Raw genomic sequence first — 14,309 nt, 5'->3', positions numbered from 1 at the left:
TGCAGCGCCGCATCGCCGCGCAGCGCCGCGGCGCTGCCCTCGTGCACGATGCGGCCCTGGTGCATCACGTACGCGCGGTCCGACACCGCCAGCGCACTCTCGACGTTCTGCTCCACCAGCAGCACCGCCACCCCCTCGCGCTTGAGCCGCGTGACGGTCGCCATCACGTCCTGCACCACCTTCGGCGCCAGGCCCTGGCTCGGCTCGTCGAACAGCACCAGCCCCGGCGAGCCGATCAGCGCGCGCGAGATCGCCACCATCTGCATCTCGCCGCCCGACAGGTTCTCGCACTCGCGGCCCATCAAATACTCCATCGCCGAGAAGATCTCGAAGCACTCCTTCTCGCTCCACGCCCGGAAGCGCGTCTTCTTGCGCGCGATCGCGAGGTTGCGCGCCACCGTCAGCGTCGGGAAGATGCGCCGGTCGTCCGGCACCCAGCCGATGCCCATGCCGGCGATGCGGTGCGTCGGCACGTGGGTGATGTCGACACCGTCGAAGCGCACGCTGCCGCGCTTCGGCGGCGTCAGCCCGAGGATCGAGCGCAGCGTCGTCGTCTTGCCGGCGCCGTTCGGCCCGAGCAGCGACACCACCTCGCCCGGCGCGATGGAGAGCGACACGCCGAACAGCGCCTGCGTCTCGGCGTAGAAGGTCTCGATGCCGCTGATCTCGAGGATCGCCGGCTGGGGCGCGAGTTGCGGTTTCAGGACGGCGCTCATGACAGGGTCCCCAGGTTCGAGCGTTGCACCCACGGGTTGTCGCGCAGCTGCGCCGGCGTGCCCTCGGCGATCACCTGGCCCCAGTGGATCACGTTGATCTTGTCGGCCAGGCTGAACAGGAAGCGCATGTCGTGCTCGATGATCACGATCGTCAGCTCGCGCTTGAGCTGCGCGATCAGCTCGGCCACGCGCGCGGTGCCTTCGGCGCCGAGGCCGGCGGTCGGCTCGTCGAGGAACAGCAGCCGCGGGTCGGTCGCGAGCGCCACGCCGATCTCCAGCGCGCGCCGCTCGCCGTACGACAGCGCACCGGCCATCGCCGAGGCCTTGGCCGCCAGCCCGACGCGGTCGAGCACCGCCAGCGCCAGCGCGCGCCCGCGGCTGAAGCGGCCGAGGTCGCGCCACATCGACAGGCCCTGCTCGCGCACGGCAGGCAGCGCGACCAGCACGTTGTCGAGCGTGGTCTCCTCGTCGAACAGGTTCATGATCTGGAACGAGCGCGACAGCCCGCGCCGCGCGATCTGCCGCGGCGACAGGCCGGTGATGTCCTCGCCGGCAAAGCGCACGCTGCCGCGGTCGGGCGTGTAGCGGCCGGTCAGCACGTTGAAGCAGGTCGTCTTGCCGGCACCGTTGGGACCCATGATCCCGGTGAGCTGCTTCTCCTCGAAGGCCAGCGTGATGCTTTCCAGCACCACCTGGTCGCCGAAGCGCTTGTGCAGTTGATGGGCTTCGAACAGGGCCACGGGTCAGGTCTCCTTGGGGGTGGCGAGCGTCGCGTTGGGCTGCGGCGGCGTGTGCTTGCGGGCCGCGCAGCGCGCGCGCCACGATTGCCACGCGCCGGCCACGCCGTCGGGCTGGAACAGCACGACCAGGATGAACAGCAGCCCGTACCAGAGCAGCCAGGTCTCGGTGTAGGCGCCGAGCAGGTCGCGTGTCAGGATGAACACCAGCGCGCCGATCACCGGCCCCCAGAAGCTCACCAGGCCGCCGCCGATCAGCACCATCATCACGACGAAGCCGGAGTTGTGCAGGCTCATCACGTTCGGGTAGGCCGATTGCTGCGCCATCGCGAACAGCGCGCCGGCCAGCCCCGCCACCGCCGTCGAGATGATGAAGGCCAGCCACTTGTAGAGCCACACCGGGTGGCCGACGAACGCGGCGCGCATCTCGTTCTGCTTGATCGCGCGCAGGATGCGGCCGAACGGCGAATGCACCAGCCGCCACAGCGCCGCCACCACCAGCGCGAACACCACCAGCGCGAAGTAGAAGAAGGCCTCGTTGCTCTTCAGCGAGAGGTCGACGAAGCCGAGCGACAGGTCGGGCCGCTTGATGTTCAGCAGCCCGTCCTCGCCGCCGGTCACCGTGTGCCACTTGCCGGCGATGAACCAGGCGAGCTGCCCGAACGCGATCGTCAGCAGCGCGTAGTAGATGCCGCGCCGGTGCGAGATGAACGCGCCGACCAGGGCGCCCGCCAGCGCCGCGATCAGCACCGCACCGAGCACGCCCAGCACCAGCCCGGCACCGCCGCGCAGCTGCAGCAGCCCGAATGCATAGGCGCCGATGCCGAAGTACGCGCCGTGCCCGAACGACGGCAGCCCGCCGTAGCCGAGCAGCAGGTTGTGGCCGAGCGCGAACAGCATCCAGATCATGATTTCCAGCGCCAGGTACTGGTAGAGCCCGACCTGGCTCAGCCACAGCGGCGTGCTGGCGAGCACCGCCACCGTGACCAGGAGCGGAAGCGGGGCGAGCGGCGCGTGTCGTGTGGTGCTGAGCATGTTGGAACGCTGGGCAATGAACTGTGGACTCGCCGGAATATATGTTCTACAGTTTCTGAGCGCAAGAATGTTTGTTCCTATTGCGGGTCAGTGCTTCCCCCTAGACAGTTCAGCCTCATGAGTCCCATCTCCAGCTACGACGAATTGAAGGATGCGATCTCGCGCGCCTATCCGGAGCTTCCGGCGCAGCTGCAGCGCATCGCGCGCTTCGCGCTGGAGCGCCCGAACGAGCTCGCGCTCGGCACGGTGGCGGTGATCGCCGAGGCGGCGCAGGTGCAGCCGTCGTCGCTGATCCGCTTCGCCAATGCGCTGGGCTTCAACGGTTTCTCGCAGATGCAGCAGGTGTTCCGCGGCCACCTGGTCGAGCGCTCGGGCAGCTACCGCGAGCGCATCAACCAGCAGCGCCGCAGCGGCGACGGCGCGGCCAGCGGCGGCTTCCTGAACCAGTACGTGGCCGAGGCGATCGGCGAACTCGGCCACCTCGAAGACAGCGTGCGCGCGGCCGACGTGAAGGCCGCCGTGCAGCTGCTGTGCGCCGCGCGCCGCGTGCACGTGCTGGCGCAGCGGCGCGCGTTCCCGGTGGCCTGCTACCTGGCCTATGCGCTGAGCCAGCTCGAGCTCAAGGCCTACCTGCTCGAAGGCCTGGGCGGCATGCTGCGCGAATCGCTGCGCAACATCGCGCGCGACGAGGTGCTGGTGGTGACCAGCTTCCACAGCTACTCGCGCGACGTGATCGATGCCGCCGAGGCGGCGCAGCAGGCCGGCGTGCCGGTGATCGCGATCACCGACAGCGCGCTGTCGCCGCTGAAGCGCTCGGCCAGCGTCTGCTTCGAGCTCGGCCTCGCGTCCGACCAGGTGTTCCGCTCGCTGGTCGCGCCGCTGTGCCTGGCGCAGGCCATCGTCGTCACCACCGGGCACCGGCTCGCCGAGATGGCGGCCCGCCCCCGCACCCGACCCCGTCATTTGAATGGAGATGCTGCATGAGTGTCAGAGATTCCGTCCCGCCGGCGGCCCGCGCGCTGGACCTGGTCTGCGTCGGGCGGGCCGCCGTCGACCTGTATGGCGAACAGCTCGGTGCGCGCCTGGAAGACGTGCAGACCTTCGCGAAGTACCTCGGCGGCTCGCCGGCCAACACCGCGGTGGGGGCGTCGCGGCTCGGGCTGCGCTGCGCGATGCTGAGTCGCGTCGGCGACGAGCACAACGGCCGCTTCGTGCGCGAGACGCTGGCCGCCGAGGGCGTCGACGTGTCGCAGCTGAAGACCGATCCGTCGCGGCTGACCGCGCTGGTCTTCCTCGGCCTGCGTGACCGCGACACCTTTCCGCTGGTGTTCTACCGCGACAACTGCGCCGACATGGGCCTGTGCGAGGACGACGTCGACCCGGCCGTGATCGCCAGTGCCCGCGCGCTGCTGATCTCGGGCACGCACCTGTCGCGGCCCGGCACGCGGGCCGCCTGCCTCGCGGCGATGCGCGCCGCGCGCGCGGCCGGCACGCGCGTCGTGCTCGACATCGACTACCGCCCGGTGCTGTGGGGCCTGACGGCGCCCGGCCTCGGCGAGCAGCGCTACATCGCGTCGGCCCACGTCAGCGCGCAGCTGCAGGAGATCCTGCCGCTGTGCGACCTGGTGGTCGGCACCGAGGAAGAGGTGCACATCGCCGGCGGCAGCGACGACAGCGCCACCGCGCTGCGCCGCATCCGCGCGCTGACGCCGGCGCTGATCGTGATGAAGCGCGGGCCGATGGGCTGCGTGGCGTACGACGGCACGATCCCGGCGCGGCTCGACGACGGCGTCGCCGGCCCGGGATTCCCGGTCGAGGTGTTCAACGTGCTGGGCGCGGGCGACGCCTTCATGGCCGGGCTGCTGCGCGGCTGGGTGCGCGACGAGCCGCTGCCGCAGGCGCTGCGCTATGCGAATGCGTGTGGCGCGATCGTGGTGTCTCGGCATGGCTGCGCACCGGCCATGCCCAGCTGGGTCGAACTGAGCCATTTCCTCGCGCACGGCTCGCGCCACCAGCGGCTGCGCGAGGACGCGAAGCTGGAGCAGCTGCACCGCGCGTCGACCCGTCACCGCGCCTGGCCCGGCCTCGCGGTGCTGGCCTTCGACCACCGCGCGCAGTTCGAGGAGATCGCCGCGAAGCACGGTACGCCGCGCGAGCGCATCCCGCAGTTCAAGGCGCTGGTCGCACGCGCCGCGGCACAAGGCCATGCGGCAGCCCGCGCGGCGCACCCGCTGCGCCACCCGGGCCAGGCCTTCCCCGAGGCCGGCGTGATCCTCGACGGCCGCTTCGGCGAGCAGATCCTGCCGCCGCTGACCGGCGTCGGGTTGTGGGTGGCGCGGCCGGTCGAGCTGCCGGGCTCGCGGCCGCTGGATTTCGAGGACGGCTGCAACGTCGGCCTGGCGCTGCGCACCTGGCCGCAGGAGCACGTCGTCAAGTGCCTCGTGTACCACCACCCCGACGACGAGGCCGGGCTCGCGGCGCAGCAGGTCGCGAGCGTCGGCCTGCTGGCCCAGGCCTGCAACGCCACCGGCCACGAGCTGCTGCTGGAGGTGATCCCGCCGCGCGGCATGGCCACCGACGACGAGACGCTGGCGCGCGCGCTGCGCCAGTTCTATGCCGCCGGCATCCAGCCCGACTGGTGGAAGCTGCCCCCGCCCGCCAGCGAGGCCGCGTGGCGCCACATCGGGGACGTGATCGCGTCGAACGACCCGCTGTGCCGCGGCGTGCTCCTGCTCGGCATGGAGGCGAGCGAAGCCGCGCTGCGCGAGGGCTTTCGCGTCGCGGCCGCGCAGCCGCTGTGCAAGGGCTTCGCGGTCGGCCGCTCGCTGTTCGCCGACGCGGYGCACGGCTGGTTCGCCGGCACGCTGGACGACGCCGCCGTCGTCGAGCAGGTGGCGGCGAGCTACCGGCGCCTGATCGAGTTCTGGACCGAGGCCCGCGCCGAGTGCGCGAGCGGCTCGCTCGTCAATTGACACCCACGAAAGGAAACACCATGACTGCTAGCAAGAACCCCCGCGTCGGCTTCATCGGCCTCGGCATGATGGGCCACGGCATGGCGAAGAACCTGCTCGCCAAGGGCTTCCCGGTGAGCTTCGTCGCGCACCGCAACCGCGCCAACCTGCAGGACCTGCTCGATGCCGGTGCGAGCGAGCAGCCGACGCGCGCCGCGGTGGCCGTCGCGAGCGACGTGGTGATCATCTGCGTCACCGGCTCGCCGCAGGTGGAAGAGATCGTCTATGGCCCCGAAGGCCTGCTGGCGGCTGCCGCGAAGGGCCTGACGGTGATCGACACCTCGACCGCCGAGCCGGCCTCGACCGCGCGCATCCGCGCCGATTTCGCGGCCCGCGGCGTCGCCTTCATCGACGCGCCGCTCGCGCGCACGCCGAAGGAGGCCGAGGAGGGCCGGCTGAACACGATGGTCGGCGCCGAGCCGGCCGATTTCGAGCGCGTGCGCCCGGTGCTCGCGGCCTTCTGCGAGAACATCTTCCACGTCGGCCCGCCGGGGCACGGCCATGTGCTGAAGCTGATCAACAACATGCTCGCGATGACGACCGCGGCGGCCATCGCCGAGGCGGTGGCCACGGCCGCGAAGAGCGGGCTGTCGCTGCAGAAGCTGTTCGACGTGATCTCGGCCGGCGGCGTCAACTCCGGCATCTTCCAGATGATGCTGGGCAAGACGCTGCAGGGCGACCTGACCGGGCTGAAGTTCGCGATCGGCAATGCGCAGAAGGACCTGCGCTACTACACCCACCTGACCGAGATGCTGCCGACGACGAGCTTCGTCGCCGAGGCGGCGCACCAGAGCTTCGTGCAGGCCGGCAACCTGGGCCTGGGCGACAAGTTCATCGCGTCGCTGCTGGAGGCGCAGGAAAAGCTGAACAACGTGCAGATCATTCCGCGCTGATCCTGCGCGGACCACCACAACAACCCTGGAGACAAGCATGGACAAGTCGACGAAAGAAGTTCAGGCGATCGATACCGGCGCCGCGGAGACGGGCACACCTGACACCGGACGGCGCAGCCTGCTGAAGGCCGGCGCCGTGGCGGCCGCCGCGCCGGCCGCCTTCTTCGGCCCGTGGGCGCACAACCGCGTCTGGGCCCAGGCGGCCACGGCCAAGCCGCTGGTGATCGGCCTGACGATGGACGCCTCCGGCCAGTACGGCGCGAGCGGCGGCGAGGAACGGCTCGGCGCGATGATGGCCATCAAGGAATACAACGACAAGGGCGGCGTGCTCGGCCGGCGCATCGAGGCGCTGCACATGGACACCGAGACCACGCCGGCCTCGGGCTCGCGCATCGCCGAGCGGATGATCACGCGCAACGAGGTGGCCTTCCTGGTCGGCGCGCTGCACTCGGGCGTGGCCAACGCGATCTCGCAGGTCGCGCAGAAGTACGGCACGATCTTCCTGAACACCAACTCCAGCTCGCCGACCGAGGCCGGCAAGGACTGCCACCGCGTCAAGTTCGTGTGGGACGGCAACGGCACCAACTTCGCGCACGCGATCGTCAAGAACGCGATCAAGGTGAACGGCAAGAACTGGGTGCTGCTGACCAACGACTACGTGTGGGGCCGCACCACCTCGGCGGCGACGCGCGCGATCGTCGAGGCCAACGGCGGCAAGATCGTCGAGGAGCTGCTGGTGCCGCAGAACACCCGCGACTTCTCGTCGTACCTGCTGAAGCTGCAGCAGCTGAAGCCCAATGCGGTGGCCACCGCGATCGGCGGCGACGACATCAAGGCCCTGCGCCAGCAGGTCATCCAGCTGAACCTGCAGAAGAGCATGGCGTGGATCAACAACCAGCAGGACTGGCCGGACGTGTACGGGCTCGGTCCGGAATCGATCTTCGGCGTGTTCGGCACCACCTGGTACTACCGCCTCGACCTGCCGGGCGTGAAGGAGTTCGTCGCGGCCTACCAGAAGCAGTTCCCGGGCATGGCGATCAAGGTGCCAGGCAACGTCTATCACAACAGCTACATGGCGACGCGCGAGCTGCTGCGCTGCGTGGAAGAGGCCGGCACCACGCAGAACATCGCGGTGATCAAGAAGCTGGAGGGTCGCAAGATGCCCGCGCGCGACCGGCTGCAGCACTTCGATGCCTGGATGGACCCGGTGACGCACCAGGTGCAGCAGACCATCTACATGGCGAGCTACAACGAGGCGCCGGCCGAGAAGGACGACATCTTCAAGATCCTGTCGAACGTGGATCCGAAGGAGGTCGTCGATGCGGAGGCGCAGAAGGCCTGCAAGCTCGAGAGCTACGACGCGACGCCCTCGTACCAGCAATGACCCACGCTCGCAGGCGCATGCTGCTCGGCGGCGTCGGTGCCGTCGCCGGCTTCAGCGGACCCTGGGCCCACCACCATGCGTGGTCCCAGGCGAAGCAGAAGAAGCCGCTGCTGATCGGCCTGGCCACCGACGACAGCGGGCCCTATGCCGCCAGCGGCCAGGACGAGCAGCTGGGCATGCGCATGGCGATCGCCGAGTTCAACGAGCGCGGCGGCGTGCTCGGGCGCCGCATCGAGGCGACGCACGAGAACACCGCCGGCGATCCGGCGACGGCGATCGGCGTGGCCGAGAAGATGATCCGCCAGCAGGAGGTGGCGTTCCTGCTCGGCGGCGTGCATTCGGGCGTCGCGAGCGCGATGTCGCGCGTGGCGCAGAAGTACGGCTGCGTCTACTTCAACAGCAACTCCAGCTCGCCGAGCGAGGCCGGTGCCGAATGCCACCGCGTCAAGTTCGTCTGGGACGCCAACGGCACCAACTTCTCGATCTCGGTCGTGAAGGGCGCGATGACCGGCTTCGGCCGGCAGTGGGTGCTGGTCACCAGCGACTACCTGTGGGGCCACACGACGGCCAAGGGCATCCGCCGCATCGTCGAGGCCAACGGCGGGCAGGTCGTCGAGGAGATCCTGGTGCCGCAGGGCACGCGCGATTTCCAGCCGGTGCTCGCGAAGATCCGTTCGCTGAAGCCCGGCGTGGTGGCCACCGCAGTGGGCGGCGACGACCAGAAGCAGCTGCGCACGCAGGTGCAGAGCGCCGGCATGGACCGCAGCGTCGGCTGGATCAACAACCAGCGGGACTGGCCCGATGTCTACGGCCTCGGCCGCCAGGCGCTGTTCGGCATCTTCGGCACCACCTGGTACTGGCGGCTGGCGCTGGCCGGCGTGCCGGAGTTCGTCGCGCGCTACCGCAAGGCCTGGCCCGAGTACCGGCTGAAGACGCCGGGCAACGTGTTCTTCAACGGCTACATGGCCACGCGCGAGTTGCTGCGCGCGGTCCAGCGCACCGGCACCACCAACAACCTGAAGCTGATCACCGAGCTGGAGGCGCTGCGCGTGCCGGCCGCCGACCGCATGCAGCACTTCGATGCGTGGATGAACCCGCAGACCCACCAGCTGCAGCAGACGGTGTACGTGGCCGCCTACAACTCGATGCCGGACCAGCCCGACGACCTGTTCCGCATCCTCGCGCGCGTGCGCCCGGACGAGGTGCAGGACGCCGACAGCGCGCCCGCCTGCAAGCTCGAGCCGCTGGCGGCCACGCCCTCCTACGAACCCTGAACCTTTCGATGCGGATCCGACCATGGACATGCTGATCTCCCTCCTGCCGCACCTGGCCAACGGCATCACGCTGGGCCTGCTGTTCGCGCTGATCGCGCTCGGCTTCATGCTGATCGTCGGCGTGATGGAAACCATCAACCTGGCGCACGGCTCGCTGTTCGCGCTCGGCATGTATGTCGCGCTGTTCCTGCTGGCGCCGAAGCTCGGCTGGTTTCCCGAGGCGCAGGCGGCCTACATGGCGCTGCCGCTGGGCACGCGCTACGGCATCGCGCTGTTCGCGGCGCCGCTGGTGGTCGGGCTGGTCGGGTTGGTGCTCGAGGCCTGCCTGCGCCGCACCTACGGGCGCGACCCGCTGTACGGGCTGCTGCTCACCTTCGGCGCGGCGCTGCTGATCGAGGAGCTGATCCGCCTGGTGTGGGGCAGCAACGAGCAGCAGATGCCGCTGCCGCAGGCGATCTCGGGGGCGTTCCTGATGGGCGACCTGATCTATTCGCGCTACCGTGTGTTCGCGAGCGGCTTCGCGATCCTCGCGATCGCGGCGCTGTGGCTGTTCCTGGAGCGCACGCCGTACGGCGCGATCATCAAGGCGGGTGCGCACGACAGCGAGATGGTGCGCGCGCTCGGCATCAACCTGTCGCGGCTGCGCTCGGCGGTGTTCGCGCTCGGCGTGGCGCTGGCGGCGCTGGCTGGTGTCGTGATGGCGCCGATCTGGGGCATCCGGCCGCAGGTCGGGGTCGACGCGGTGGTGCCGGCCTTCCTGATCATCGTGCTCGGCGGCGTCGGCTCGCTGTGGGGCGCGGTGATCGCCGGCCTGCTGGTCGGGCTGGTCACCGGTCTCACGGGGGCGTATGCCTCCGAATGGTCGCTGATGTCGATGTACCTGCTGTTCATCGGCGTCGTCACGTTCCGCTCGCGCGGGTTGTTCGGCAAAAAGAGTGTTCTCGACACATGAGCGGATACATGAAGACTTCAACTCCCCTGGAAGGCAAGCTCGCGCTGGTCACCGGCGCCGGCGGCACGATGGGCCGCGCGGTGGTGGACGCGCTGCGCGCCGATGGCTGCCGTGTCGCGATGATCGACCTGTCGCTCGCGTCGATGGAATCGCTCGCGGCCCGCCATGGCGACGCGGTGCTGGCGGTGGCCTGCGACATCTCGCAGGCCGAGTCGGTGCGTGCGGCGCATGCGCAGGTGCGCGAGCGCTTCGGCGAGGTCGACATCCTGGTCAACAACGCCGGGGTGCTGTCGAACAACAAGATCGAGGCCACGTCGCTCGCCGAATGGCACCGCGTGCTCGGCGCCAACCTCGACGGCGCGATGCTGTGGTCGCAGGCGGTGGTGCCGGCGATGAAGGCGCGGCGCTGGGGCCGCATCATCAACACCAGCTCGCTGGCCGCGAAGACCGGCGGGCTGACCGCCGGCACCGCGTACTCGGTGTCGAAGGGGGCGATGAGTGCGCTGACCTTCTCGCTGGCGCGCGAACTCGCGGCGCATGGCGTCACCGCGAACGCGATCGCGCCGGCCTATGTGCGCACGCCGATGGTGACCGAGCAGCTGAACGAGGCGCAGCGGCAGGCGCTGCTGCAGCAGATCCCGGTCGGCCGCTTCTGCGAGCCCGAGGAGTTCGCGCATGCGGTGAGCTTTCTCGCATCGCCGCTGTCGGGGTTCATCACCGGCGAGGTGCTGGACCAGAACGGCGGCCTGCTGATGGACTGATGGATGGCCCACCCCCGAGGCGCTGCGCGCCTCCCCCTCGAGGGGGCGACTCCAGTGGCCCGGCAAAGCCGGTTCCACGGAGTCCGCTGGGTTTTGCGACGAGACGACTCACATGGCGGAGCGATTGATGAGCTTGGATCTGATCGGGCTGTTCGGCCTGCAGGGGCGCGTGGCCTACGTGCCGGGGGGCTATGGGGGGATCGGCGAGGCGATCGCGCGCGCGCTGGTGGGGGCCGGCGCGCGCGTCGCGGTCTCGGGGCGCAGCGCGGACAAGGCCGAGAGCCTGGCCGCAGCGCTGCGCGCGCAGGGCGGCGACGCGCTGGGCCTCGCGATGGACGCGCATTCGGTCGACAGCGTGCGCGGGTCGGTCGATGCGGTGGCGCGGCATTTCGGCGCGCTCGACCTGCTGGTCAACTGCATCGGCATCCAGCGCGAGGAGCGGCTGGCCGAGGTCACCGAGGACGCGTTCGACGAGGTCGTGCAGGTCAACCTGAAGGCGGCGATGTTCCTGGCCCAGGCGGCAGGGCGGCACCAGGTCGAGGCCGTCGCGGCCGGCCGGGCGCCGGGGCGACAGCTGCACCTGCTGTCGGTGCGCGCGCAACTGGGCATGCGCGACAGGGGCTACTCGGCGTACTGCGCGACCAAGGGCGCGCTGGTGATGCTGATCAAGCAGCATGCGGTCGAGCTGTCGGCGCACGGCATCACGGTGAACGGCATCGCGCCGACGGTGGTGCGCGGCGAGATGGGCGCGCACTGGCTGAACAACCCGGCGACGCGCGAGCACATCCTCGGGCGCATTCCGCTCGGGCGCGTGGCCGAGCCGCAGGACGTGRCCGCTGCCGCGGTGTTCTTCTGCGGACCCGGCGCGGCCTTCGTGACGGGTCAGGTGCTGTACCTGGATGGCGGATTGACGGCCACCCAGTGACCCCGGGCAGGGGCTACAGCTTGAATTGCATCAGCGACGGCGAGAAGTTCAGGTTCATCAGCGTCGTCGTCTGCTCCTTGCCGTCTTCCAGCGAGCGGTTGCGACCGACGCGCAGCTCGAGCCAGATCCCGGGCGACACCTTCTTGTCGAGACCGAAGGCGTAGATGAAGGCCTCCTGGTTCACGGTGGGCGACGACGCGCGGGCGTTGCTCGCTTCCAGGATGGTGCGGAACCCCGTTCCCTCCTGGTCGCCATAGATGTAGCGGGCCACCACCAGCGACGAGGTCTTGTAGGTCGGACCGCCTGGGGTACCCAGCGACGCAAGTTCCAGGCCCTTGTGCGTGTAGCGGATCGAGGCGGCCAGCAGCCCCGAGCTGCCGATGCCGTACTGCAGGTTCAGCGTCGCCGTCTTCGCGAGTTTGTAGCTGTCGCCGCCGGATTGCTCGATCCTGGCCTGGCCGTAGGTCAGCGAGGCCTTGGGGGCGTTCCAGCGGGCTTCCTTCTTCAGCGTCTCGTCGATGCAGCTGGACAGCGGCCTGTCGGCGGCCGCCGTCAACGCGTCGAGGGCGGCCTGCTTCGCCTCCTTCGAGAGGGCCGTGTTCTTCACGATCGCATCGATGTCGGCCGCGTTCTTCTGCGCGATCTCCGGCGTGATGCAGGCCTTGAACGCGCGGTTGCCGATGAAGATCGGATCGTCCTCCTTCGAGAAGTAGTAGACCGTGCCGAGCGAGAACGCCGACTTGTCGTAGTCCACGCCGGAGAGCGTTGCCTTGTTCTGCGCGTAGCTGAGCGTCAGGCTGCCCAGCAGACGGTAGAGGTTGCTGCTGACGTAGGTCGCGCCGGACATCGGCATCAGCGCGGTGCGGGCCGGCGTGATGGCCAGGCCGAAGGTGGACTTGTTGTCGCCGGACGCCAGCGGCTGCAGGGCCATGATGATGTCCTGCGAGGTCTCGACCTGCGTGACGCCCTTGTCCAGGCCGACCAGCCCGGCGGCCGAGACGGAGCCGCCGTTGATGTCGACCAGGTAGTCGTTCAGCACGTCCGTCGCCGTCTTGTCGGCGGCCCAGGACGGCAACGAGAGGGTCAGCAGGAGCGCGGCGGTGGTGCCGAGGGTATGGATTCGCATGCGGTGTTCCTCAGCTCACGGTCAGCTTGAAATCGTCGAAGCCGACGTCGAACGAGCGCGCCCCGGCGATGTTGCCCTTCGCCCGGCCGGCACTCTTCCTGTTGAACAGGATCTCCGAGTCGTACATGCCGTTCAGCGCACCGTGCTTGAAGGCCTGCACCGTGAAGCTGCAGTCGTAGCTGCCGGGCGGCAGGTCCAGCGGCACCTTCAGCTCGCCCTCGTCGAAGGYGAACGCGTGGGTGACCGGCGCGCGGTTCTCGATCGACACCGTCAGGATGACGTGGGCGCCGCTGCTGTCCTTCAACTGCAGCACGACGGGCTGCGTGACGGCGACGTCCTTGGTGACTACGGCAATGCTCATGGGGGCTCCGGAAGTTCGGGCGCAGTCTGCCGTCGCCATCAGTCCCGTGGAATCCTTCCCTTTGAGGAGGTCGAACGAATGTGGTGTGCCGGGGGCAGGAAGAACGTTTGTTCATGATAAGTTTCATGGATGACCCGGGCCACCCGTTACGACGAATTGAAGGCTGCCATCGAGCAGGCCTACCCTGAGCTGCCGCAGCAGCTGCAGCGCATCGCGCGCTATGCGCTGGACCAGCCGAACGAGCTGGCGCTCGGCACGGTGGCGGCGGTGGCCGAATCGGCGAAGGTGCAGCCCTCGTCGCTGATCCGCTTCGCGAATGCGCTGGAGTTCAAGGGCTTCTCCGAGATGCAGCAGGTGTTCCGCGGGCACCTGGTCGAGCGCTCGAGCAGCTACCGCGAGCGCATCGACCGGCAGCGCCGCCAGGGGCAGCCGGCGACCAAGGGGGCGGGGCTGCTGAGCCAGTTCGTCGGCGACGCGGTGTCCGAGCTCGGCCAGCTCGAGGAGAGCGTGCGCGCGGCCGACCTCACGGCGGCGATCAAGCTGCTGTGCACGGCGCCGCGCGTGCATGTGCTGGCGCAGCGGCGCGCCTTCCCGGTCGCCTGCTACCTGGCCTATGCGCTGAGCCAGCTCGACCTGCGGGTGCACCTGCTCGACGGCGTGGGCGGCATGCTGCAGGAGACGCTGCGCAACCTGGAGCGCGGCGAGGTGCTGATCGCGACCAGCTTCCACAGCTATTCGCAGGAGGTCGTCGACGCCGCCGCGTCGGTGCACGCCCGCGGCGTGCGCGTGATCGCGATCACCGACAGCCCACTGTCGCCGCTGAAGCCGTCGGCGACGGTGTGCTTTGAGCTCGGCCTCGCCTCCGACCGCCCGTTCCGCTCGCTGGTGGCGCCGCTGTGCCTGTCGCAGGCGCTGGTGGTGGGGGCGGGGCATCAGCTGGCGGAGGCGGGGAAGGGTGCGAAGGCCGTGCGGCCGCGCACCTGATCGCGGTTCTTCCCCCACGTGCCACCCATCCCGTCCCCGATTGACACCCCTCCTCGTGGCTGATATAAGAACAAATGTTCTTTGATATTGTTGTGTAGAACGTTCATTCAACAAACGTTCCACGCAGCATCCGCAGCACCGGACCACCGG

At 69.4% G+C, this 14,309-nt stretch carries 14 protein-coding genes; 9 read left to right on the top strand and 5 right to left on the bottom strand.

The annotated features are described in order from the left end of the window. The 3 genes from AC1DXV_RS09205 to AC1DXV_RS09195 all read right to left on the bottom strand — a co-directional run. The coding region (locus tag AC1DXV_RS09205) for an ABC transporter ATP-binding protein (RefSeq protein ID WP_477933298.1) at nt 1–716 on the bottom strand (716 nt) is incomplete at its 3' end. Further along, entirely contained in the window at nt 713–1,456 is a 744-nt protein-coding gene (locus tag AC1DXV_RS09200) for an ABC transporter ATP-binding protein (protein WP_477869599.1), read from the bottom strand. The genes AC1DXV_RS09205 and AC1DXV_RS09200, both read right to left, overlap by 4 nt. A gap of 3 nt (nt 1,457–1,459) precedes the next feature. Beyond that, a complete protein-coding gene (locus AC1DXV_RS09195; protein ID WP_477933296.1) occupies nt 1,460–2,488 on the bottom strand; it encodes a branched-chain amino acid ABC transporter permease in 1,029 nt (342 codons plus the stop codon). A gap of 117 nt (nt 2,489–2,605) precedes the next feature. On the opposite strand from AC1DXV_RS09195, the gene AC1DXV_RS09190 reads away from it, so the two are divergent. The 8 genes from AC1DXV_RS09190 to AC1DXV_RS09155 all read left to right on the top strand — a co-directional run bounded on the left by AC1DXV_RS09190 (nt 2,606) and on the right by AC1DXV_RS09155 (nt 11,688). Beyond that, the gene (locus tag AC1DXV_RS09190; RefSeq protein ID WP_477839479.1) at nt 2,606–3,472 is read left to right on the top strand and encodes a MurR/RpiR family transcriptional regulator; all 867 of its coding nucleotides are present in this window, start codon (nt 2,606–2,608) and stop codon (nt 3,470–3,472) included. Continuing rightward, nucleotides 3,469–5,460, top strand: a complete 1,992-nt coding sequence (locus tag AC1DXV_RS09185; RefSeq protein ID WP_477933294.1) for a bifunctional 5-dehydro-2-deoxygluconokinase/5-dehydro-2-deoxyphosphogluconate aldolase — start codon at nt 3,469–3,471, stop codon at nt 5,458–5,460. Before AC1DXV_RS09190 ends, AC1DXV_RS09185 begins: the two co-directional genes overlap by 4 nt. Before the next feature lie 20 nt (nt 5,461–5,480). Continuing rightward, nucleotides 5,481–6,392, top strand: coding sequence for an NAD(P)-dependent oxidoreductase (locus AC1DXV_RS09180; protein WP_477933292.1), 912 nt, complete (start codon nt 5,481–5,483; stop codon nt 6,390–6,392). A 37-nt stretch (nt 6,393–6,429) separates the two neighbouring features. Next, the gene (locus tag AC1DXV_RS09175; protein WP_477867055.1) at nt 6,430–7,776 is read left to right on the top strand and encodes an ABC transporter substrate-binding protein; all 1,347 of its coding nucleotides are present in this window, start codon (nt 6,430–6,432) and stop codon (nt 7,774–7,776) included. After that, complete coding sequence (locus AC1DXV_RS09170; protein WP_477867057.1) at nt 7,773–9,050, top strand: ABC transporter substrate-binding protein; 1,278 nt, start codon at nt 7,773–7,775, stop codon at nt 9,048–9,050. Before AC1DXV_RS09175 ends, AC1DXV_RS09170 begins: the two co-directional genes overlap by 4 nt. A 22-nt stretch (nt 9,051–9,072) precedes the next feature. Beyond that, nucleotides 9,073–10,002: a branched-chain amino acid ABC transporter permease gene (locus AC1DXV_RS09165; RefSeq protein ID WP_056819822.1), complete on the top strand. Its 930-nt coding sequence runs from the start codon at nt 9,073–9,075 to the stop codon at nt 10,000–10,002. Nucleotides 10,003–10,010: 8 nt separating this feature from the next. Beyond that, entirely contained in the window at nt 10,011–10,763 is a 753-nt protein-coding gene (locus AC1DXV_RS09160; RefSeq protein ID WP_477867059.1) for an SDR family NAD(P)-dependent oxidoreductase, read from the top strand. Between the two features lie 127 nt (nt 10,764–10,890). After that, the gene (locus AC1DXV_RS09155; RefSeq protein WP_477933290.1) at nt 10,891–11,688 is read left to right on the top strand and encodes an SDR family NAD(P)-dependent oxidoreductase; all 798 of its coding nucleotides are present in this window, start codon (nt 10,891–10,893) and stop codon (nt 11,686–11,688) included. A gap of 13 nt (nt 11,689–11,701) precedes the next feature. Here the strand turns inward: AC1DXV_RS09155 and AC1DXV_RS09150 are convergent, their stop codons facing one another. Together AC1DXV_RS09150 and AC1DXV_RS09145 are read right to left on the bottom strand one after the other, a co-directional pair. Next, a complete protein-coding gene (locus AC1DXV_RS09150; RefSeq protein WP_477866326.1) occupies nt 11,702–12,814 on the bottom strand; it encodes a hypothetical protein in 1,113 nt (370 codons plus the stop codon). 10 nt (nt 12,815–12,824) lie between these two features. Then, nucleotides 12,825–13,175 (bottom strand): hypothetical protein, encoded by a 351-nt coding sequence (locus AC1DXV_RS09145; RefSeq protein ID WP_477933288.1) that lies wholly within the window; start codon nt 13,173–13,175, stop codon nt 12,825–12,827. A gap of 129 nt (nt 13,176–13,304) precedes the next feature. On the opposite strand from AC1DXV_RS09145, the gene AC1DXV_RS09140 reads away from it, so the two are divergent. After that, nucleotides 13,305–14,159: a MurR/RpiR family transcriptional regulator gene (locus AC1DXV_RS09140; protein WP_477866330.1), complete on the top strand. Its 855-nt coding sequence runs from the start codon at nt 13,305–13,307 to the stop codon at nt 14,157–14,159. Nucleotides 14,160–14,309: the final 150 nt, after the last annotated feature.

This window comes from Rhizobacter sp. P3_C12 (assembly GCF_056402735.1).
Note: the sequence above shows the minus strand (reverse complement) of the source record. Positions and strands in the feature narration are given on the sequence as shown.

What these genes read in the sequence shown, in the direction of transcription:
- AC1DXV_RS09195 (WP_477933296.1), bottom strand. Translation starts at nt 2,488, where the DNA reads ATGCTCAGCACCACACGACACGCGCCGCTCGCCCCGCTTCCGCTCCTG.
- AC1DXV_RS09190 (WP_477839479.1), top strand. Translation starts at nt 2,606, where the DNA reads ATGAGTCCCATCTCCAGCTACGACGAATTGAAGGATGCGATCTCGCGC.
- AC1DXV_RS09180 (WP_477933292.1), top strand. Translation starts at nt 5,481, where the DNA reads ATGACTGCTAGCAAGAACCCCCGCGTCGGCTTCATCGGCCTCGGCATG.
- AC1DXV_RS09175 (WP_477867055.1), top strand. Translation starts at nt 6,430, where the DNA reads ATGGACAAGTCGACGAAAGAAGTTCAGGCGATCGATACCGGCGCCGCG.
- AC1DXV_RS09170 (WP_477867057.1), top strand. Translation starts at nt 7,773, where the DNA reads ATGACCCACGCTCGCAGGCGCATGCTGCTCGGCGGCGTCGGTGCCGTC.
- AC1DXV_RS09165 (WP_056819822.1), top strand. Translation starts at nt 9,073, where the DNA reads ATGGACATGCTGATCTCCCTCCTGCCGCACCTGGCCAACGGCATCACG.
- AC1DXV_RS09160 (WP_477867059.1), top strand. Translation starts at nt 10,011, where the DNA reads ATGAAGACTTCAACTCCCCTGGAAGGCAAGCTCGCGCTGGTCACCGGC.
- AC1DXV_RS09150 (WP_477866326.1), bottom strand. Translation starts at nt 12,814, where the DNA reads ATGCGAATCCATACCCTCGGCACCACCGCCGCGCTCCTGCTGACCCTC.
- AC1DXV_RS09140 (WP_477866330.1), top strand. Translation starts at nt 13,305, where the DNA reads ATGACCCGGGCCACCCGTTACGACGAATTGAAGGCTGCCATCGAGCAG.